The 21,204-nt window shown below is 57.9% G+C and carries 12 protein-coding genes; 8 read left to right on the forward strand and 4 right to left on the reverse strand.

Going from position 1 to position 21,204, the window contains the following annotated elements; genetic code table 11:
- Positions 1–343 precede the first annotated feature (343 nt).
- Positions 344–1,300, reverse strand: a complete 957-nt coding sequence (locus tag SH410x_RS13550) for an alpha/beta hydrolase (protein WP_473676996.1) — start codon at positions 1,298–1,300, stop codon at positions 344–346.
- Positions 1,301–1,499: 199 nt separating this feature from the next.
- Between SH410x_RS13550 and SH410x_RS13555 the strand changes: the two genes are divergently transcribed.
- The 8 genes from SH410x_RS13555 (at position 1,500) to SH410x_RS13590 (ending at position 15,848) form a co-directional block, all read left to right on the forward strand.
- Positions 1,500–3,386 (forward strand): exo-alpha-sialidase, encoded by a 1,887-nt coding sequence (locus SH410x_RS13555; RefSeq protein ID WP_473676997.1) that lies wholly within the window; start codon positions 1,500–1,502, stop codon positions 3,384–3,386.
- 402 nt (positions 3,387–3,788) lie between these two features.
- Positions 3,789–4,916 carry a lactonase family protein gene (locus tag SH410x_RS13560; protein WP_473676998.1) on the forward strand — a complete coding sequence of 376 codons (1,128 nt, stop codon included), beginning with the start codon at positions 3,789–3,791 and terminating at the stop codon, positions 4,914–4,916.
- 104 nt (positions 4,917–5,020) lie between these two features.
- Entirely contained in the window at positions 5,021–6,589 is a 1,569-nt protein-coding gene (locus SH410x_RS13565) for a 3-keto-alpha-glucoside-1,2-lyase-like domain-containing protein (RefSeq protein WP_473676999.1), read from the forward strand.
- A 437-nt stretch (positions 6,590–7,026) separates the two neighbouring features.
- On the forward strand, positions 7,027–8,721 hold the full coding sequence (locus SH410x_RS13570) for an FAD-dependent oxidoreductase (RefSeq protein WP_473677000.1): 1,695 nt from the start codon (positions 7,027–7,029) through the stop codon (positions 8,719–8,721).
- Between the two features lie 69 nt (positions 8,722–8,790).
- On the forward strand, positions 8,791–10,344 hold the full coding sequence (locus SH410x_RS13575) for a N,N-dimethylformamidase beta subunit family domain-containing protein (protein ID WP_473677001.1): 1,554 nt from the start codon (positions 8,791–8,793) through the stop codon (positions 10,342–10,344).
- A gap of 616 nt (positions 10,345–10,960) precedes the next feature.
- Positions 10,961–11,986 carry a metallophosphoesterase gene (locus tag SH410x_RS13580; protein WP_473677002.1) on the forward strand — a complete coding sequence of 342 codons (1,026 nt, stop codon included), beginning with the start codon at positions 10,961–10,963 and terminating at the stop codon, positions 11,984–11,986.
- Between the two features lie 189 nt (positions 11,987–12,175).
- Positions 12,176–14,320: a LamG domain-containing protein gene (locus SH410x_RS13585; protein WP_473677003.1), complete on the forward strand. Its 2,145-nt coding sequence runs from the start codon at positions 12,176–12,178 to the stop codon at positions 14,318–14,320.
- A 265-nt stretch (positions 14,321–14,585) separates the two neighbouring features.
- On the forward strand, positions 14,586–15,848 hold the full coding sequence (locus SH410x_RS13590) for a M14 family zinc carboxypeptidase (RefSeq protein ID WP_473677004.1): 1,263 nt from the start codon (positions 14,586–14,588) through the stop codon (positions 15,846–15,848).
- On the opposite strand, the gene SH410x_RS13595 is transcribed toward SH410x_RS13590, so the two are convergent.
- Genes SH410x_RS13595 through SH410x_RS13605 form a run of 3 tightly spaced genes read right to left on the reverse strand, consistent with a single transcriptional unit; the run spans position 15,834 to position 21,191 of the window.
- Entirely contained in the window at positions 15,834–18,413 is a 2,580-nt protein-coding gene (locus SH410x_RS13595) for a sialidase family protein (protein WP_473677005.1), read from the reverse strand. The two genes, SH410x_RS13590 and SH410x_RS13595, sit on opposite strands and share 15 nt — an antisense overlap.
- A 14-nt stretch (positions 18,414–18,427) precedes the next feature.
- Positions 18,428–19,702 (reverse strand): alpha/beta hydrolase, encoded by a 1,275-nt coding sequence (locus SH410x_RS13600; RefSeq protein ID WP_473677006.1) that lies wholly within the window; start codon positions 19,700–19,702, stop codon positions 18,428–18,430.
- A 40-nt stretch (positions 19,703–19,742) separates the two neighbouring features.
- Positions 19,743–21,191, reverse strand: coding sequence for a DUF1501 domain-containing protein (locus tag SH410x_RS13605; protein WP_473677007.1), 1,449 nt, complete (start codon positions 21,189–21,191; stop codon positions 19,743–19,745).
- Positions 21,192–21,204 lie beyond the last annotated feature (13 nt).

The following is a 21,204-nucleotide window of genomic DNA, read 5'->3' on the forward strand; positions in this document are numbered from 1 at the left end:
AACGCACCGCTTGCGTTAGCTCGAACGGCACGCGGTGCCTTCAGGGGATGCTAATCGTATACTCCGCAGGAGGGGTTGTCAAAAATTCGAGTTGTGAATTTTTGTACAGAGGTTTGGCGATGCCGAATTGGGCGATTCGGGCGAGGATTAGAAGATCCTGGAGTGATCTATGCGCTGGCGGAGTTTAGGGCGGAGTGATTCAACGGAGAGCATCGATTAGAGATTATTCTAGACACGCGGGCCAGTATTAGAACGGCTAATGTGGCGTTGGCGATTTTGAATGGTTTTTATGCGGGCGTCCACCGTCTGGCGACGGTGGCGACAAGAAATTGGCAGCACTTGACTACGGTCGTGCGTTGTGAAAACCGCGCTCGACAGAGTCGTTTGGATCGGTGCTGGTGCCATGATCGCGCCACAGCCAGCGCATCATGTCGGGCAGGATCGCTCCGCCGTGTCGTGGGCTGTGTTTGCCGATGCCCCATGTGTAGTTGATGTCGTAGTCTTTCTCGGTCATCGCTTCGACCAAACGGACGTTCTGTTTGTACCAGTCCCACTGCTCATCGTACTCGCCCCTTCGCTGGCCACGGTTGTCGTTTCGGCCATCTTGAAAGAAGACGCGGATGTCTTTGGGGTCATTTTCGCGAATGATGTCGGCGTAGGCATGTCCGCCGCGGATATTGGTGAAACTCCCGATCAGACTCAGCACCTTATGGAACTGGTCAGGGCGGTGCCAGGCTACCGTGAAAGCTGCGATTGCGCCGGAGCTGGCTCCACCGATCCCACGCTGCTTGGGATCCTCGGAGATGTTGTAGTCGGCAGCGAGAGCTGGTAGGAGTTCATCGACGATCACCCGAGCGTAGCGATCATCCAGCGAATTGTACTCCGTTGGTCGATTGGTATTTTTGTCACCCCAATTGCTGGGCGAGGGTTCGGGCTGCTCGGGGGTTCGGCCGGGGTTGATGAACACGCCCAACATGACGGGAATTTCGCGGCGAAAGATCAGGTTGTCCAGGACGTGCTGCGCGCGAATCGAACCATCGACTTGCATGAAGGCTTGACCATCGTTGAAGATCATCAGGCTGGTCGCCACATCGGGATCATACTGGGCCGGGACATACACCCAGTACGTGTGCTGCGTCCCCGGGTAGGCTTCCGAAGCGATCACGTGCGGCCCGGTAATTTGACCCTGGGGGACGCCTTCCTGCTCCAGCGAGTCGGGGCCTAACTTGTAAAACGCATCCACATTCGGTGTCGCCGCGGATGGATTTTGTGCTGACGCGAGTTGTGCAAGCGACAACAACACGATGCAACTAGTAAAGCAGTGCCACATTCGAATTTGGGTCCTGGGAGTCGAGGTTTTTGTTCGTCAGTTTAGTGAACATCTGCGTGCCAAGCTATCTGGCGGTGGTTTGATTTCAGCTGACTGCCCAGGTAAGTTGTGCCGCCGACTTGGCTCCCACATTATATTTCCGCTCAGCCGGTTTGAACGCATGCTCGCGATGAAGACACTTCTTGCTACGTTGTTGATCAGTAGCGCGTTACTCGCGGCGGAGCTGCCGGGAGCCGAGCGGGCATCGATCTCGCTCGATGCGGCGTCTCGGCAGCGTTGTCTCGACATCCTTCGATCGGGGATGCGTAGCGACGAGTTTTGGCCGTCGATGCATGCTGCTGAGGGCTTGACTCTGGGTGGCCACGGCGACGAAGTCATCGACTATTTGACAGATAAACTCGCCACAGAAACTGATGATCAGCGGCGCTGCGGGATCGCTCGTGAACTGGTGCGAGCTGGTGATCGAGGTCACGCCCGTGTGATGCTCGATATCCTGGCGAGTGATAATCCCCACGGTCATGTCCACGCTGCCGAGAGTCTGTACAAAGTGGTCGAAGTTGGCGATGGAACGGCCCTGCGAAACGCGTTCGCGAGTACCGACAACGTGCGGCTGAAATTGATGGCCGCTGCCGCTCTGGGGCGTTGTGGCAACATGGATGCCATGCAGTTCATTCGAGAATCGTTGCGTAGCAGGGACACGGATGTGTTGCAAATCGCGGTTTGGATTCTGGGACGAATCGGAGACGCGTCCGACATTCCCAGAATCAAGGCAGAACTTCCGCGGTGCGAAGATCCGTTGCTGAAGGCATATGTGAATCATTCCTTGGCGGCGTTGGGTGATGCCGACGGGCTCAGTGCACTGGCGGCGAACCTACACGACCAAGACCCCGCTGTGCGAACCTATGCCGCGACGTTTGCCGGGGACGCCTGGGCCATCGGCACGACGGATTCCTTGAAACAACTTCTGGACGACGAGAACGCCGACACGGCGTATCGAGCAGCTCAGTCGCTATTGTTTTTGAGCGGCGCCGTGCCAGAATCGGCTGACGAAGACATTTCGATCGTGGTGTATCCAGCGACTCCCGAGCATCCTCGATATACCGAAGGGTCCATCATTGCGTTGAATGATGGTTCGCTGTTGTTTGCGGTCACAGAGTTTCATGGCAGCGGCAGCGACTTCGCGAAGGCTCGTATTGTCGGACGCCAGTCCATCGATGGTGGTCGGACCTGGTCGACCTCTCGCGTGCTACAGGAGAACACGGGCGGCATGAATGTGATGAGCGCCACGTTACGCCGTTTGACCGATGGTTCGATTGCGATGTTCTATCTACGGAAGAACAGTCACAGCGACCTGGCCCCATACCTGCGAATTTCGACCGATGAAGCGGTGACGTTCGGAGATCCGGTGCGAGTGTCTTCCGAAACCGGTTACCACGTTGTCAACAATGATCGCGTGACGGAATTGTCGACGGGACGTCTCTTGATGCCCGCTGCGTCGACCCCTGATGTGACCACCGACAATCACTTTCGATCGCATTGCTTTTTCTCCGATGACGGGGGAAGCACGTGGCGAGACGGCGAAGGCAACGTCGATGCGGCCAAACGTGGAGCCATGGAACCAGAGGTCATCGAGTTACAGGACGGCCGAGTCATGATGCTGGTGAGGACCCAGTTGGGCTATCCGGGCAAAGCGTACTCGGAGGATAGAGGGGAAACCTGGGGGCCGTTGACGTCGTTGGGGATTCAGGGACCAGAAGCTCCAGCAACCGTACGGCGAATTCCCTCGACCGGAGACTTGCTATTGATTTGGAACAACACCTACACCGCTGGCGCGGGCCACGGCGGCAAACGAACCCCGTTGACCGCGGCGATCTCGCGTGACGAGGGCGAAACGTGGACGGTGGTTGGCAATCTCGAGTCGGATGCGAGCCGCACGTTCTCTTACATTAGCCTGACGTTTGTCGGCGACCGGGCGGTGATGAGTTATTGGGACGAAGACAAAACCGGGTACTCGTGCCGATTTCGATCGCTGGACATTGGCTGGTTTTATCGCTGAGGGTACCAACGAGGCCGTTTGCAGCCAGGGTTCCCTTGGCGGCATCGCCGAAACCGACGGGAAGCCGGTATCGATGCCGTTTGATTGTTCGGTGGGAACGTTCTTCGCTGTGTCCCCCGTTTCTCCATCGCTCGCAGCCCACGTCCGGTGCTCGAGCAGTTACGATGATGTCCCCTTGGGAAGGAGCGGAAAGCTGCTGTCGAAAACGGGGTCGCACGCTCCGCAGTCGACTGTTCCGAGCGTGGAGCGACCGACCAACGGTTTCCCGCATTTTCGCGATCGATCGGCAGGTTAAAACATGCCGCGACGGAATCGCTCGACGGTTCACCTTCCTCGATCGAAGAATCTGGGCATCCACTGCGTCCTGAAATGTCATCAAGTTCAAGTAATCTAGGAATAGAAATGCGTCGTTTAGTCCTTCTCATGTGCAGTCTTCTTGGCGCCGCCGCACCGGCCACCGCCGGTGAACCGGTGGTGTTTGCGTCGACGTTCAAAACAGGTGAGGAGGGGGCCATCCAGGCATTTCGGTTCGAGACGGAAACAGGAACGCTCAAGCCACTCCGGCAAACCACTGGAATCGGTCAACCGTTCTTCATGGCGGTCTCGCCCAACAGTCAGTTTTTGTACGCCATCGATACGGATGAGTTTGGCGGCGAGGCGGATGAGTTCATCGCGGCGTACGCGATCGCCCCGGACACGGCAGAGTTGACTCGCTTGAACCGACAATCCGCACGTGGTACTGCGTCATGCTATCTCGATGTCGACGCCAGTGGAAAGTCGGTAGTGGTCGCCAACTATGCATCTGGCAGCGTTGCGGCGCTGCCGGTACGCGAGGATGGATCGCTGGAAGAAGCCGTTTCGTTTGTGCAGCACGAAGGATCCAGTGTCGATCCAGAGCGTCAAACGAGACCGTTCGCCCATAGCATCGTGATCAGTCCTGACAACCGCTTCGCACTGGCTGCCGATCTGGGAATCGACAAGGTGCTGATCTACCGACTCGATGCCGCCACCAGCAAATTGGTGGTAAGCGATGCTCAACCGTTCGCGAGTCTGCCGGCGGGTTCGGGGCCTCGCCACCTAACCTTTGATCCGAGCGGGGAACACGTGTATGTCGTCAACGAGTTGGCAAATACGGTCACGCTTTTCGCGTACGCCGCGGACTCGGGCACCCTGACGCTTCAGCAAACCATTTCCACGTTGCCTGCGGATTTCTCGGGGACGAGCCATTGCGCGGACCTGAAAATCACGCCGGATGGTCAGTTTCTGTACGCAACGAATCGTGGCCACGATAGCATCGCGAGCTACCGCATCGCTTCGGATGGACGGTTGAGTCTGGTCGGTATCGAACCGAGTTTGGGTGGCGGTCCGCAGAATCTGTTGATCACCCCAGATGGTCGCTGGTTGCTGTGTGCGAATATGACGGGAAACAATTTGAGCGTGTTTCGAATCGATTCCAAGACCGGTGAATTGGCGGCAAGTGGCGATCCGGTCTCGATTCCCATGCCCTCCTGTCTACGCTGGCTGCCGTAATCGCGATCGTTGGCGACGTCAAACACGATCGCCACTTGGCCTCCAGTCACCCTACGATTTTTCCTTCTCGACCAACATCTCAAGAACTGTTTAGGAACCACAACATGACACGCAATTCCGCATCGGTGTTGACGATGGCGATCATCGTCACTCTCACGCCCCTGGTTACACGCGCCGCCGATTCTGAACTCGGCCCCAAAGCCCCCGAAGGGTTTCGGGCGATCTTTAATGCAGCGGACCTCACCGGTTGGTACGGTTTGAACCCACATTCGGGAGCCAATTTGACGGGTGAGAAAAAAGAGGCGAATCTGAAGTCACAACGGGACGCCTTCTCACAGCACTGGCGGATTGAGAACGGCGAACTCGTCAACGATGGACACGGTCCCTACGCGACCAGCGAAGAGGAGTTTGGCGACATCGAGTTCCTCGTTGAATACCAGACGGTGGCCAAGGCGGACAGCGGTATCTATTTACGAGGCACGCCGCAGGTCCAAATTTGGGACTGGCATCAAATTTTCGATCCCAAGCGACCCACTCGAAAACCACACCTCGGTTCCGGTGCATTGTTCAACAACACGCCAGGAAACTCGGGGCGCGACCCGATGGTGTTTGCCGATCGACCGCTCGGTGAGTGGAATCAGGTTCGGATCCGTCAAATTGGTGACCGCACCTGGGTTTGGTTGAACGATGCCTTGGTCGTCGATGACGCCGTGATGGAGAATTTCTGGGATCGCAACGAAACGCTGCCAGCAACCGGACCGATTATGCTGCAAACCCACGGCGGCGAAATTCGTTGGCGTAATCTCTTTGTACACGATATCTCCGCGGAGGAAGCGGCGCAGATCCTGCAAGCGGCTGACGAGCGAAAGCCCGATCTTTCCAACTCACTCACGTTACACGCCTCCTTTGACAGCGGTTTGGACGCAGATTTCTCACGCGGCGATCGAACGTGTTACGTGCGTGCTGGAAAAGAGCTACACCACGCTGAACCCACCGACGATGGCCAAATTGAGCCTGAGTCGGGTCGGTACGGAGGATCACTTCATTTTACGAAGAAGAGCGGTTTCCAACCGATTTTCAAGAACTCCGGAGTTCTCGACTACAACGCGAAGGACTGGAGTTCAACGGTATCGCTCTGGTTGAGACTCAATCCAGACGAAGACCTCGAACCGGGGTACTGTGATCCAATCCAAATCGTCGGGGATAGCGGCGACAAAGGTTTCATTTTCTTGGAGTTCTCCAAAGATGAAGTGCCCCGCTACTTCCGTTATGCGATTCGTCCGCTGGCTTCGATCTGGAATCCCAACGGAGTTTCGTGGGCCGACATCCCATTCAAGGAACGGCCGATGGTTCAAGTTGAAAAGCCGGATTTCTCAGATGAATCGTGGACACACGTTGTTTTCACGCTCGAGAACATCAACGACGAGAACAACAAACCATCAGGTCGTTTATATATGAACGGCCAGTTGATGGGGTCGATCGAAGATTGGGACTTAACGTTCGACTGGAACCCGGCTTCGGTGTTGATGGTTTTGGGAGCCTCGTACGTCGGACACATGGACGACTTAGCCGTCTTTGATCGTGCACTGAGCGGCGATGAAGTCGAGCAACTCTACGGATTGAAAGACGGCGTCAAGGAACTCTACGAGCCAGCTTCGCAGTCAGCCAAGTAGAGCACCGGCAGACACGGTTAGCAACGCGGGATCAATAACTGGCGTAGTGGATCTTGTCAAAGATCCATCCAGAACAGGGTCTTTAACAAGATCCACTATGGTAAACCCGTCACTTATTGTTCCTGGTATCCTTAATTTGAATTTGTGGTCGAACGCTCCGCGGTCAAACATCGCGACGCGGAGTGTTCGACAAATCCCACCGGCCTACCCTCGGCCAGCGCTCGGCCAGCGTTCGGCTACCCTCCACCACATTGAATCGATCACGTGGCGGTCTGGTATGATGGACGCTCGCTCTTGGTCGCATCGTTCGATCCGATGGTGTGCATGCGGATGAGAATTCGCCGGCAGGGTGGAGGGCAGAGACTTCACGCCTAGAGGTTCGCCCTGAGCCCGTTTCCACTATTTCGTTTGCATCTTGAAAGTGAAATGAATTGCGTATGAGCCAGCATCCTCCCACACGACGCCAGTTTTGCGCCACCGTTGCCGGCAGTGCGATCGCGGGTCTCTGCTCGCCTTCCCTGGCCGGTTTGGGACAGGAGCATTCCACCGATGTGGTGATTATCGGCGGTGGCTTGGGGGGGTGTGCGGCGGCGATTGCCGCGCTGCGAAACGGACTCAAGGTTGTGATGACCGAGGAGACGGACTGGATCGGCGGACAACTTACCAGCCAGGGCGTTCCGCCGGACGAACACGCTCTGATTGAAACAACTGGTGCGAATCAGTCCTACCGTGAACTGCGATCTCGGATCCGGCGATATTATCGTGACAACTTTCCGCTGACCGACACCGCGCGTCAGAGTTCGCACCTGAACCCCGGCAACGGGAGTGTCTCGCGGCTATGTGCTCAGCCGCGTGTCTCGCTGGCTGTTCTGGAACAGTGGCTGGCGCCATTCGAAGCATCCGGGCAGCTTGTGCTGCTGCGTGAACACATCGCGACGGCGGCGGATGTGGACGGCGATCAGGTTCGCGCCATCACCGTTCGTTCCAAGAAAACTGGGGATTCACGGGTACTGCGGGGCAAGTACTTCGTCGACGCCACGGAACTCGGTGACCTGCTGCCACTCACACAGACCGAGTATGTCACCGGTTCGGAAGCTCGTAGCGTGACCAACGAGCTGCACGCGGGTGAGACAGCGAATCTGGAAAACCATCAGGCGTTCACCATGTGTTTCGCCGTTGATCACCTCAGCGGCGAGAACCACACCATCGACCGACCGGAGGCATATGGATTCTGGCGGGACTTCGTTCCCCAGCTCACGCCGCCCTGGCCCGGCCGGTTGCTGGATTTCACGTACACGCATCCGCGATCCAAGACGCCCAAGCGACTCGGCTTCGACCCGAGTGGCGGCCACTCCGTCGACGGAGCGTTGAACCTCTGGACGTATCGTCGGATCATCGACCGATCACTGTTTGAGCCGGGCCGGTTCGCAGGCGACATCAGTCTGATCAACTGGCCACAGAACGATTATGTGCTCGGCAATTTAGTCGGTGTGTCAGAGGAGGAGGCGTCGCGTCATATCGCGAGCGCGAAACAGCTGAGCCTCTCATTGTTGTATTGGTTGCAGACAGACGCACCTCGACCAGACGGCGGAACCGGCTTTCCCGGCCTGCGGCTTCGCCCTGATCTGATGGGCACGACGGACGGTCTGGCAAAAACACCGTACGTCCGTGAGTCACGCCGCATCCAAGCACAGTTCACCGTACTCGAAGAACATGTCGGCCGCGAGAATCGCAGCATCGTGACCGGCAAACCCAGCTCGGAAAACCGGGCCGCAGCGTTCGCAGATTCCGTGGGCGTGGGCAATTATGCGATCGACCTGCATCCGACCTCGAGTGGCGATAATTACATCGACTTTCAGACCTTTCCTTTTCAGGTTCCGCTCGGATCGCTACTGCCTGTTCGAATGCGGAATCTGCTCCCTGCCTGCAAGAACATTGGGACCACGCATTTGACCAGCGGCTGTTACCGACTGCATCCTGTCGAGTGGGGAATCGGCGAGGCCGTCGGATGTCTGGTGAGCTATGCGTTGAAGCATCATCAAACGCCCGACACCGTTCGCGCGGACGAGCAAGTCTTGAGCGACTTCCAGAGATTCATTCACGAGCAGGGTGTCCAGACGGACTGGGCATGAGAAGAAGCAAGCGATGGGGCGTGTTCACGCAACGCGAGAACTGACACTACGAACCCGGGAAGATAAACGATGAGCGATACGAAACGAGATCCAATCACACGGCGAGAAGTGCTCAAGAGCGCAGCGGCCTTGGCGGGGGCTGGCACCGCTGGGCTGGCCGCTCCCCGCGCTGCGGCTGCAGAGCCAACGAGCCGGCTGAACCTGATCCAGCAGGAAAACGCCCGTCCGGGCTCGACCGACTGGCAACTCACGCGGGTCCGCATCGACAAACCGAATGGTTGCCGCTCGACAACGATCGAGGGTTATTGTTCGAAGCAGAGCGTCGCTGCGGGTGAGAAAATCCAAATCATGGTCTCCACCGAGCCCGCCGAAAAGTTTCAAATTGAAATCTTCCGCACCGGCTATTACGGCGGACGTGGAGCCAGGCTGATGACGACGCTGGGGCCCTTTGATGGCCACCTCCAGCCGACCCCCGAGCCGGACGAGCGGACGATGCACGAGTGTAACTGGGAGCCGACCACCGAGTTGACGATTCCAGACGACTGGCCCAGCGGCGTTTATCTCGGCCGGCTGACCACACTGGTGCCCGCCGACCAGCGTCCGTATTGGCAAAGCTACGTGGTCTTCATTGTCCGGGACGACCGGCCTGCCGATATCCTATTCCAGTGCAGCGACAATACCTGGCAGGCCTACAACGGATGGCCGTACAGGTCGTCGCTCTACACGCATCCCAAGGGCAACGGCCCCTGGGCAGACGTGAGTTTCGACCGCCCCTATGGGCGGGAGGCCCAGAATACGAGCATCGTGAACGATCCGCTCTCGGTGGGCTCGGGGGCCTGGTTAACATTTGAGTTCCCCCTCGCGTATTGGCTCGAGCAGCAGGGCTACGATGTGAGCTACTGCTCCAACAGCGATCTGCTGACCCCCGATCGGGCGAGCAAGTGCAAAACCTTTTTAAGCGTGGGGCATGACGAGTACTGGGACATTCGCCAATACCGAAGTGTGGAGGCCCTCCGCGATGCGGGCGTGAACGTGCTGTTCCTCTCGGGCAATTCCGTTTGCTGGGTCACGCCCTTCCAACCCAGTACCGACGGCCGCGACAATCGAGTGATCTTCCGCAACGGGCCCTACGGTGGGACGCATCGTTGGGCAGAAGAACGCATCGAGGAGGACGGTCCGTTCGCGGAACGCGGCCCCGACGAGGGGTACTTGATAGGGGCTCGGAACTCGCGTCCCGTTAACGGCGGCGGTGACTGGATCTGCACGCAGCCCGACCATTGGATGTTTGCCGGTACCGGGATGAAAAAAGGCGACTCGGTACCCGGACTGATCGGCTGGGAGTTCCACGGTGATCCACCTGCGGACCTGCCGGGCTTGGAAATCGTCGGCCAGGGGACAGCGTGGTCAGGAGGCGTGCTTCCCTCGCCTTGGACGGCCACGATCTATCCTGGTCCGCAGGGGAACTATGTGTTCAACGCCGCCACGATTTTCTGGGCGCAGGGTATGAGCATGCCACCGGGCCATACTCTCCCGTGGAGCCACTGGAGCCGGCCCCACGGACCTGACCCGCGGGTGCAGCAGATCACCGCCAACCTGCTTCGACGGGCTGGCTGCAGTGTCTGATCCCGTTCGGCGACATCGAGAGCGACGCCAAGCCAGCCGGCCGCGTCACTGCGGTTGAGTAAAGTCCAATAAGCACCTGCACTTCAGTTCTTGGATAGAACCCCGAAATTAGCCGACGGCGTTAGTCCCGGTTACCGTATGAAACGCGGAGCGTTTCGAGAACTGGGGCTAGCGCTGGACCGCTAAACCTTTAGAGTTGCAATGCTTTTGCATTTCGCAAGTATTTCTCTGCATCTCCGCCTCCTGATGACCAGACCCAATTGTCCAGTCTCCCCTCGCCCCCACGCTTCGTGGAGGTGAGGGGAGACTGGGACGTTTTTGCTTCGCTTGGAATCAAAATGCAAGGCAGGATCATAGCGTCAGCCCCAAAGATTTAGCGGACCAGGCTAGCGCCGAATGGCCAGTTCAAAACGGGAACTTCGGCACAGCTGTTTAGACGACCGGAAACAAGTCACCGGGCAAAACGTCGGTGAACCTCGCGTCCCTCGGGCTGCGGTACCCACGCTGCCAGCGTGTGGGCGTTGCCCACGCGCTTTCAACGAAAACGCTTCCGTACGGGTGCTCAAGTACGGAAGCTTCCACATCTCCCTCCCATTCATTTGGAACCAACATGCGAATGAACTACTTCGTCCTCCCCATCCTCCTCGCTGGCTGCACAGCGGTCGTTCTGGCAGACGACGCAAAGTTTACTCATGCCCCGGCCGGTTCGTTTACGATTGCCGTGATTCCAGATACGCAGGCGTATCGAGGGCCGAAAGCGGGGTCCGACCCAAACCTTCAGAATCCGATCTTCCAAAAGATCACTGAATGGATCGCGAAGAATCGTGAACCGCAGAACATCGTCTTCGTCAGCCACGTGGGCGACATTGTGGACAAAAATGTTCCGGAGCAATGGGCGATCGCTCGCCGGTGCATGGATCAGATCCACGGAGTCATCCCGTACGGCCTGACGGTAGGGAATCACGACATGGTCAGTAGCGGTGACTCATCATTGTTTCAGAACGTTTTCCCCGAGTCACGTTTCGAGGAATTTGACTGGTATGGAGGTTCATTTCACCCAGAGCGCCCCGGGTCAGAAATCTCAGGGAACAACGCCAATAGCTTTCAGCGGATTCGTGCCGGAGATGTCGACCTGCTGTTTCTGCATCTGGAATGCAACGCACCCAATGATGTGTTGGCGTGGGCCAACCAAACTATCGAAAACCATCCCATGCACCGGGTGATCGTCACCACGCACATGGACCTCGGCCCCATGGAGCGGCCGAAGACGAATCAAGGCTACATCACCGATCCAAAGGGACGCATGCAATGGAAGAAGTGTCATGGGAAACGCGGCAACACGTCGGTGCAAATGTGGGACAAGTGCTTCAAACGACACAAAAATCTGTTTCTGATTTGTTCGGGTGATCAGCGACGCAGCCAAGCGATGCATGTCTCGGCGGAGGGAGATCACGGGAATATTGTGCATTCGTGCCTGTCTGACTACAGCAGCGATGGGTCGGTGCGTCTCTACCGTTTCACGCCCGCGGAAGACCGCGTGGACGTGATTACGTACAACACGGACCAAGAACAGTTGACTCGCAGCACGAAGCTCGTTCCGAACGAAAGTGAGCACCAGTTCTCGTTTGAGTACTCCATGTAACGACATGAGGACCGATGCCCTCCGCCGGACCCCTGGACGAACGGACTCGGCATGTGGCATCTCGATGCTCACGAGTCTTGATGATGGGCGACTTTTGCCGTCGTCAATGCCTCACTGGGTGCGGTGAAGAAGTATACAATGCTGTGAACCTGAAACTCATTCCCAGACAGTTTCCCTGAAGAGTCTTCCATGAAACCGATATCGAGTGTTTGCTTTTTTTGTGCATTGCTGTTCACGTGCACGACCAACGCGGTGGCTGAATTCAGAGCCGGGGCAGCGGTGGTGGATGCGTCGCCGACGCAGTTTCCTGTGCTCGTCAATGGCGGCATGACGAGTCGAAGTGCGGATAAGGTGTTCACTCCGATCACCGCGCGAGCGATCGTGCTCGATGACGGCGATGAGCGCATCGGGATCGTCGTCGTCGACAGTTGCATGATGTCACGGCCCCTACTGGACGAGGCAAAAGCATTGGCGGCTCAACGGACCAAGCTCCGTCCCGACCGCATCCTTATCTCCGCGACGCATACCCACACCGCTCCGGCGTCGATGGGATGTTTGGGAACCGATGCCGACCCCAGTTACGTACCGGTACTTCGCGAGCAGATCGTGGCGGCGCTGGTGGCGGCGGAGGCGAACCTCGAACCAGCTCAAGTGGGCTGGGGCGTCGGAAACGCCGCTCCATTCACAGCGCTGCGACGTTGGATTCGCCGCCCCGACCGCATCGCCGAGGATCCGTTTGGCAACCCGACCGTACGAGCGAGCATGCATGCTGGCAGCAATTGGGACGATGTGACGGGCGAATCCGGGCCGGAGGATCCTGACCTGTCGCTGATCTCGGTGCAAGCAAAAGATGGACGCCCGATCGCCGTCCTGGCAAACTTCTCGATGCATTACTTCAGTGGCCCGCCAGCATTGAGCTCAGACTACTTCGGGCTGTTCTGCGAAGGATTGCAATCACGCCTTGCCGCGTCGCAGGAAGACAGCGATCCGCCGTTCGTCGCGATCATGTCTCATGGCTGCAGTGGAGACATTTGGCGGCGCGACTACACCGAACCGGCGGCCTCCCGACAAGAGCCCACGATCGAGAGCTACACCGACGGTTTGCTGGATATCGCGATGGCGACCTACGCCGCGATCGACCACCGCGTGCCCGAGGATCTGGCCATGGCGGAGACGAGGTTTCCGCTGAACTATCGAGTTCCCAGCAAACAGCGACTCGAGTGGGCACAGCGAATCGTTGACGAGATGGGCGATCGACTGCCCAAGACCTCGCAAGAGATCTACGCGCGAGAACAGGTTCTTTTGCATGAGCGGCAATCAACCGAAGTCGTCGTTCAGGCTCTGCGTATTGACGACATCGGGATCGCCAGCACACCCACCGAAACCTATGCACTGACGGGCCTAAAACTGAAACTGCATAGCCCATTGAAGAACACCATGGTGATCGAGTTGGCCAATGGTGGCGACGGATACATCCCACCTCCCGAACAACATGTGCTAGGCGGATACAACACCTGGGCGGCACGGTCAGCGGGGCTGGAGGTCCAGGCGGAACCGAAAATCGCCGCCGCCGCGCTCGGACTGTTGGAGAAGGTAGCCGGCCAATCACGACGCGATTTCAAACAGAGTAGTGGGCCAGCCTCTGAAGCGATCCTGAACGCCCAACCTGCCGCCTATTGGCGAATGGATGAAATGGCGGGCCCGCGGGCGGTTGACGCCAGCGGCCAGAATCGCGATGCGATCTATGAACGTGCGGTGGCGTTTTTCCTGGAAGGTGCCCGCTCCGATGCCTTCTGCAACGAACCGGAAGAGACGAATCGAGCCGCACACTTTGCGGGCGAACGAATGCGAGCGAGGATTGCCGATCTGGGGGACCAATACACCGTCTCGCTCTGGTTCTGGAACGGCATGCCTGTCGAGGGCCGCGAAGTAGCCGGTTGGATGTTCTCACGAGACCATGACAACGGAATCGGCCCCGATGGCGATCATGTTGGCGTCGGCGGCAAAGGAAATGACCCCGGGCGAATTATTTTCCTGCATGGCGACGATGGCGAAGGGGCCAAAACGGTCGCTGGGAACACTGACATTGATCGTTGGAGTTGGCATCAGTTGGTGTTCGTTCGGGATCGAGAACGGGTGCGGATCTACTTGAACGGGAACCCACAGCCGGAGATTGATATCGAGTCGCCCGCAGATTTCCCGAGCGGCTTTGACCGTCTGTTTCTCGGTGGTCGCTGTGACAACGACTCGAACTGGGAAGGCCGCCTGGATGAGATTGCCGTCTTCGACCGGGCACTTTCAGCCGACGAAGCCGCCGCGTTGTCCCCCAACTGACGTCCATCGAAACGCAGTAGGTTGGGCAGAACGCTCTGCAGAGCGTTCTGCCCAAATGAGCGGGCATCAGTTGAAGTATCTTGCACACGCTGGTGCTCGCGTTTTTGCCATCAAACATCACGCTTCGCTCTCGGCACAAAGCCGTTGTCATGCAGATGTCAACGGCTTCGCGACTTCCATGGCGATCGTACTTGATCGCCAGCGATCGACCGCTGCGAGTGTAGCCGTCGACACACCGACCAACCTCCTAAACAATCGACCTACCATGATTCCTCGTATCCTCTTTGCCTCACTGATCATTGCCTGGCAGGTCTCCGCCTCCAGCGTGTGCCTGGCCGCTGAGCGACTGGCCGTCGTTGCCGATTTTGAAGGGGCATCGGTCCGGAATATCGAGATCAACGAGCAAGAGCGTACGGTCAGCTTCATGCCGGGAGGGGATCCCACACGGGGATGGCCGTGCTGGTGGTTCTTCCGGATCGATGGAATCACACCCGATGAGGAAATCACGTTGCGATTGCACGGTTCGGACGCGACCGTCGGTCAGGAGAAACCGTTGGGAGCGTCTTGGGCGATGCCGGCTCGAGCGAACTATTCGACGGATGGTGAGACGTGGCAACCGACAGCCCCTGGGGAACGTCAAGGCGAGTGGATGGTTTATCGGGTCACCCCACATGCCTCGTCTCTTTATGTTGCCTGGGGCCCGCCGTACACTCCTCAGACAGCGGAGAAGTTCATGAGTGAGTTAGGCAGTCGATCACCGTACGCCACTGCCACCGAACTCTGTCGTTCGCGAGCAGGCCGCGCCGTGCCCATGCTCCATGTGCGAGAGGGTGATCGGGAGACGAAAGATCGCTTCGGTGTCTGGGTGCAGGCTCGCCAGCATGCCTGGGAGAGTGGATCCAGCTGGGTGGCGCAAGGGTTCGCGGAATGGATCGTTAGTGACGATCCGCACGCGGCGTGGCTCCGCCAGCATGCTGAGATTTTTGTCGTTCCTATCATGGATGTGGACAACGTCGCGACCGGCAACGGGGGCAAGAATGCGATCCCACATGACCACAATCGCGACTGGTCACCGAAACCTCATTGGAACGAAACCATGGCCGCACAGCGGATGGTTGCCGACATGGTCGCTGAGAACCGGATGAGCGTCTTTCTAGACCTGCACAATCCGGCTCCAGGCGATCCCACGTTCTTCTATACCCTTCCCGAAGAACTCTTGCAGGAGCCCATGATTGGCCTTCGTGACCGATTCATTGACTTGGCCTATGCAAAGATAAGTAAGATCAAACCCATGATCCCGATGAGCAACCGCCCCAAGGAGACGGGGGCGAGCTATCATCCTTTATGGCGGCAGATCAGTGCCAATTGGGTCTGCATGAATGGGAATCCGGACACCGTGAGTTTATGCCTCGAGACGATTTGGAACTCGCCGAACAGCACCACGACAGGCTACCGAGCGGTTGGCGCTAACCTAGCCGCTGCGGTGGAAGAGTACCTGTCCGAGCGTCCCGATTTACCACAACGGTAACCGATTTGGCGTGGACCAACGAATCCGAGCCAGTAGCACGTCGCCCCGGTAACCGTCCCGCGGCATCCACTCGCCGACGGTCACCCAAGACTCCTCAGGACTCGCATGGGTGACATGGAAGTTGCCCATCAGCGCCACTTGATTGGGGTCATCGATTCCATCCCCAACCAGCGGCAGGACGACTTGTTCGGTTGCCTTGATCAGACAGCGTTTGTTGGTATCAACCTGAGCCACCCAGAGCGGTGAACGCCAACGCATCACATTCTCATTGGAGTCATCTTTACGCGTATAGACCAAGAACAGTCCATCGCTATGCGTTAACCAATGTTGCTGCGTGGTCGACATTTCAATCGGTGTTCCATCGTCCCAAACCCAAGGCTGTTTCTCGGCGTAGTGCAGCCCATCGTTGCTGACGCTGACATAACCGCGGCCATCTTCCGCTCGCAGCGTGATCCAGAATTTCCTGTCGAATTGAGTCACGCTCGGTTCCAATAGTCCCCGCCCCTTGTCGTTGTGGATCGCGGGTCCCACTTCTTTGACTTTCAACCATTCACCGTCAAACGAGGCGAGTACTCCTGAGGCCATGCGATTGACCGATTCGGGCCCGAACGTGAATGACATCGCGACGTCTCCGTCGGGCAGAACCACTCGTTGGCCACAACCGTTGGAATAAATATTGGTAGTCCGTGGATCGTCCCATTGCAGGATTTTGCGTTGCGACCACGTCCCATCTTGGTCGCGGGTTGCGTAGATGGGATATCGCGAGAGCTGTTCTTTTCTCGCAAAATATTCGCCTTTGTAAAACACGACGTGCCCCATCGCGAGCAGCGAGTTTGAGACGGGGTCATATTGCGGCACGACATCGCACACTGCTGCTTTTAGATCATCCTCACGTCCAGGAACCGGATCGCGACCGAATGCCGCTATCGGTTCGGGATCGCTCCATGTTTTGCCGAGGTCTTTCGACATCGACCAATGGACTTGCCCAAAATAGTCGGAGCCTCCGATTTCTTGCAGCGTCATCATCGCCACCGGTTGCCCGTCTTCACCCGGCATCATGCAGACTCTCGGATGAAACCAGGTCTGACTCTTGCCATCGCGGTTTTCCCATAGGGTGTCCTTGGAAATCGAAGCGATGATGGGAGCCTCCTGTGAGATCGACGCTGTCGGCGGGTCGTCAGCAGTGGGCTCGGGAGCCGATAGGACCTCGATCTGTCGGTGGACCTCATTGACGATGTCGTTTTCGATTTTGGGCGACCACACGGTCGGCATGCCATAGTAAACCATCGCCCCGCCCCCTTCGTATCCGCCCTCGCCGAGAACTCGGCGTGAGGGGATATAGGCCATCACGTCGTTCGCGTAGCCGGCGACCCAGGTTTGCGTCCCCGCCAACTCGCTCTTGAGGCGAAGGGCGTAGTCAACGACGACTTCACCACCGAGCGTTACAAACTGAAGGTCATCGCCAATGGACCAGGCGCTCACGGGATAGGGGTATGTTTGACTCAGTGGCATACCATTGTCGAGTTGCTCGAGCAGCAACTCCGCTCGGGCGACCTCGTACTGATTCTCTGACTTAGAATTCAATTCGATTTCCTCGCGTGTGGGCAACGTGTCCAACGGCAAATCGATCTCCGCGAAGGTCGTCCGTAGGGTGCCCTCGACGGGGTGCATCTCCGACGTCAACAAAACTGAATCGACAGCCGTCGCCAGTCGACGACCGTAGTGCATCGCCAATTTCTCGGTGCCACGTGGCAGCGGATTTTGGTCAGCACCACACCCGGCAAAAAACAACGCGACACAGTCGGGATGCTCCGCCTCCAAGTCAATTTGAGCGTATCCGGGATAGTCACCCGACCATTGATACCCGTTCAGCGTCGTCGCGTGGCAGGCGTAACCGAACAAGACCGCCGTGAGGTGATGCTCAGCGTCTCGGATGGCGAGGACGGGCACGTCGTAATCGCTGGGACCTTGCAGCTTGCCTTCGGTTCGCCAGAGCGGCGCGGTCGCCGGTGGATTCTCGCGGCGATTGACCGCCAACGTCGTCGTGCCGCTTCCCCAGCTCACGTCGCTCGGGGAGAGCTTGTCGATCGCTTCGCCGACCACGGACACCACTTGTTTTTGAAACGTGGAAACCCAGTTATCCACTGCTTGGCGCTGCGACTCCTCGAGCCGCCGATAATGCAGCGGGTCAAGATTGCGGCCGACCACGGGACCGCTATGAGTGTGTGAACAGCAGATCGCAATCTGGTCGCGTTGGAGACCGTAACGCTCACGCAGTGAGTCGCAGAGCGATTGCGAGAGTTCGCGGCCGATGCCGACTAAATCAAACGTCAGCACAACCCCGCGATGGCCGTCGCGGTCCTCCAACACAACGGCTTTGGCCCACAGATCCGTCAGTTTCTCGTCGGCGGGACGCGTCCGAGAGGCATAGCCTGCCATCCACATCGGCTCGGTAGGCGTGATCGCTACCTTCGCTGCGCCCGCCTTCCACGCAAGGTCGTCGCTGACCGCCACGGAGGCCAGCAACAAAAAAGTTGTCGCGGAAAAAAGTAGTCTTCGGTACATCAAGTCATTCCTAATTATTGAAGTTCTGTTGAGCAACTGTGCTGCAAAACGCGATCGATCACATCGTAGGTCTGTCGTCGAATCTCTGTCGGAAAGTCATGCTCAGAGTCAGGGGTGATCAGGATCAGTTCATCCGGCACGCCCCACAACGAATACACGGAACCCGCGACGGGTATCGCTTTGCGCACACCTGCAATGTCAAAGTTCGCATCATGCAAGGGCGATGCTGAAACAAAGGTGCGCGGCGCTAACGCGGCAATCAACTCATAGAAGTCGAAAGGAACTTCATCAGGATTCAAGTGAAAGCGATCTCGAAGTCGAGGCATGTAGCGGTCACTCGCCCAGCCCTTCAGATCACCGCCATAGTAATCATGAAATGGACACCACCCACAACTGGAGACGACCACTTTCACGCGTTGATCAAAGACGCCAAGAAAGATTGCGTTATGCCCGCCGAGTGAATGACCGATCGCTCCGATTCGATCGCCATCGACAAACGCTAATTGTGAAAGTAGATCGACGCAGCGGCGGTGATTGACGATTCCTTTCATCGTGCCGGAGGCATATGGGTCGCCTGCGAAATCGTAGTCTGCGTATTCGCCAAAGGAAGGATAGTCCGGCGCGATCACGACGTAGCCTCGCTGTGCGAGTTCAATCGCGTATTGACGCCCGGGGCGTCCTCCCTCCCCAGCGACGATGCGCTTGCCAGCAGCACCGGTCGGATGCAACGCCACGATCGCCGCGAGCTTGGCCGTTGACCCGCCCTCAAAAATATCGCTGACATCAACGCTATCGGCGACGGATTTCGGAAGATACAAGTCCAGGGGTAGCCGATCGGAGCTCCCCACTGCAATCGTCATCGTCAGCCGCCGAACGTCGCCGATGGAAACGTCTTCACTGACCTGGATATCGAACTTTGCCTGTGCATCCATTGCCGGCAACTTTCCCATCGCGGCCTCGGCCCCGGCAATGATCTGGGCACGCCGCTTACCCCAGTCGTCAAGGGACTCAATGGGCTTGATCGTCCCATCCGCAGCCTGATAGACCGATAACTCTGAGTGCCCGACTTTCGGCGTTTGAGCAACGTCGTCTTGGCCGCGGGTCGGTAGCGGATTGACGACACACAAACTAGCCAGCAGCAGTAGCCTGCAGCACCAAGGCCGAACGCACCGCCGGGGAAGGAACCGGCGCCGATCCAGCTCGCTGTGTATGCGACGACCTGAAGCGACCGCGTTCACTCTGCAGGCGACCAGAGGCTTGGTCTTGAAGTTGACATCGGAGTCCGTCATGGCAGATTTCTCTCGAGAGGATGAACCGATTGATCGACCTTCAGCCGATCACGTCATGGACGACTCGGGCGGGACGATGTGCAGTGATGATTTGTTCCTGGTTGCCGTGCGGGTAGACGACTTGTTCATGGTTCAATCCGAACAGATGCATTACCGTGGCTTGGAAGTCGTTGGGGGTCACAACATTTTCGATCGCATGGTGTCCAAAGTCGTCTGTTTTCCCAAACGTCATGCCGCCACGAACGCCGCCGCCGGCGAGCCAGATGCTAAAGCCTTGACCATTATGATCGCGGCCCGCCTTCTCGGCGCTGCCATGGTCTTGAGTCACCGGCAGGCGTCCGATTTCGCCGCCCCAATGGACCAGGGTCGAATCCAGCAATCCGCGTTGTCGCAGATCGGCGACCAGTGCCGCAGTCGGCTGGTCCGTCTTGCGACAGATCGATGTTAGACCGGTTTTGATGCTGCTGTGATTGTCCCAGGGCTGGCCGTTGTGGAAGAGTTGGACGAAGCGAACGCCCCGCTCGACCAATCGCCGTGCCAATAAGCAACGCGTGCCATACTCGCGAGTGTCGGGATGATCCAAACCGTACATCGAGTGCGTGGCGGCGGTCTCTTGTGAGATATCCAGAGCATCCGTCGCCGCCGTTTGCATGCGGGCGGCCAGTTCGTAGCTGGCGATGCGCGCCTCGAGGTCGGATTCGCCCGGATGTGACTCGAGATGCTGGCGGTTGAGTTCTTGTAAGAGATCGAGGTTCTGACGTTGGTACTCACCCGCTAAGTGCGGCGGCGGTTGGAGGTTAAAGATTCTCGGCTCTTTGGGCCGGAGCACAGTCCCTTGGAACATCGAGGGCATGAACCCATTGCTCCAGTTCGTCGCGCCGTCAACGGGTGGTCCTCCCGGATCTGCCAAGACCATGAACGCCGGTAGCTCTTGCGACTCGCTGCCGAGTGCATACGTCAACCAGGAGCCCAACGTTGGCCGCCCCAATACTGCTGGGATACCACCGTGAAAGTAGCGGATTGAGACCTCGTGACCGTTCGCGCCCGTGTGCATGCTGCGAATCAGACAAAGGTCGTCGACAACGCCCGCAGTGTGTGGCAACAGTTCAGATAACTCGGTCCCACATTTCCCGTGTTTTTGAAACTGAAAGGGACTGCCGAGCAGCTTCTTGCTGGCTTCGTTGACAAAAGAAAATTGAATGTCGCCGGAGTATTCCGTCCCATCGTACCGCGTCAACTCGGGTTTGGGATCGGTCAGGTCCATGTGTGAGGGCCCGCCATGCTGGAACAACGAGATCATCGCCTTGGCACGGGGCTCAAAATGCGGCGCTCGTGGAACCAGGTCGCTCGCCGGCTTCGCCTTCAAGATCGGAGGCTTTGCCATCGCGGACTCTTGAGCGAGCATCCACTGCAGCGCCAAAGCTCCCACGCCCATTCCGGTTTGTTGCAGGAATCGGCGGCGCGTATCAGCGGGTTGAGGGGAATCCATATTAGATCGCTCC

The organism is Rhodopirellula sp. SH410, from assembly GCF_055811895.1.

Excerpts from the sequence above, each read along its gene's own strand:
- SH410x_RS13555 (WP_473676997.1), top strand. The coding sequence starts at position 1,500 with ATGAAGACACTTCTTGCTACGTTGTTGATCAGTAGCGCGTTACTCGCG.
- SH410x_RS13560 (WP_473676998.1), top strand. The coding sequence starts at position 3,789 with ATGCGTCGTTTAGTCCTTCTCATGTGCAGTCTTCTTGGCGCCGCCGCA.
- SH410x_RS13565 (WP_473676999.1), top strand. The coding sequence starts at position 5,021 with ATGACACGCAATTCCGCATCGGTGTTGACGATGGCGATCATCGTCACT.
- SH410x_RS13570 (WP_473677000.1), top strand. The coding sequence starts at position 7,027 with ATGAGCCAGCATCCTCCCACACGACGCCAGTTTTGCGCCACCGTTGCC.
- SH410x_RS13575 (WP_473677001.1), top strand. The coding sequence starts at position 8,791 with ATGAGCGATACGAAACGAGATCCAATCACACGGCGAGAAGTGCTCAAG.
- SH410x_RS13580 (WP_473677002.1), top strand. The coding sequence starts at position 10,961 with ATGAACTACTTCGTCCTCCCCATCCTCCTCGCTGGCTGCACAGCGGTC.
- SH410x_RS13585 (WP_473677003.1), top strand. The coding sequence starts at position 12,176 with ATGAAACCGATATCGAGTGTTTGCTTTTTTTGTGCATTGCTGTTCACG.
- SH410x_RS13590 (WP_473677004.1), top strand. The coding sequence starts at position 14,586 with ATGATTCCTCGTATCCTCTTTGCCTCACTGATCATTGCCTGGCAGGTC.
- SH410x_RS13595 (WP_473677005.1), bottom strand. The coding sequence starts at position 18,413 with ATGTACCGAAGACTACTTTTTTCCGCGACAACTTTTTTGTTGCTGGCC.
- SH410x_RS13600 (WP_473677006.1), bottom strand. The coding sequence starts at position 19,702 with ATGACGGACTCCGATGTCAACTTCAAGACCAAGCCTCTGGTCGCCTGC.
- SH410x_RS13605 (WP_473677007.1), bottom strand. The coding sequence starts at position 21,191 with ATGGATTCCCCTCAACCCGCTGATACGCGCCGCCGATTCCTGCAACAA.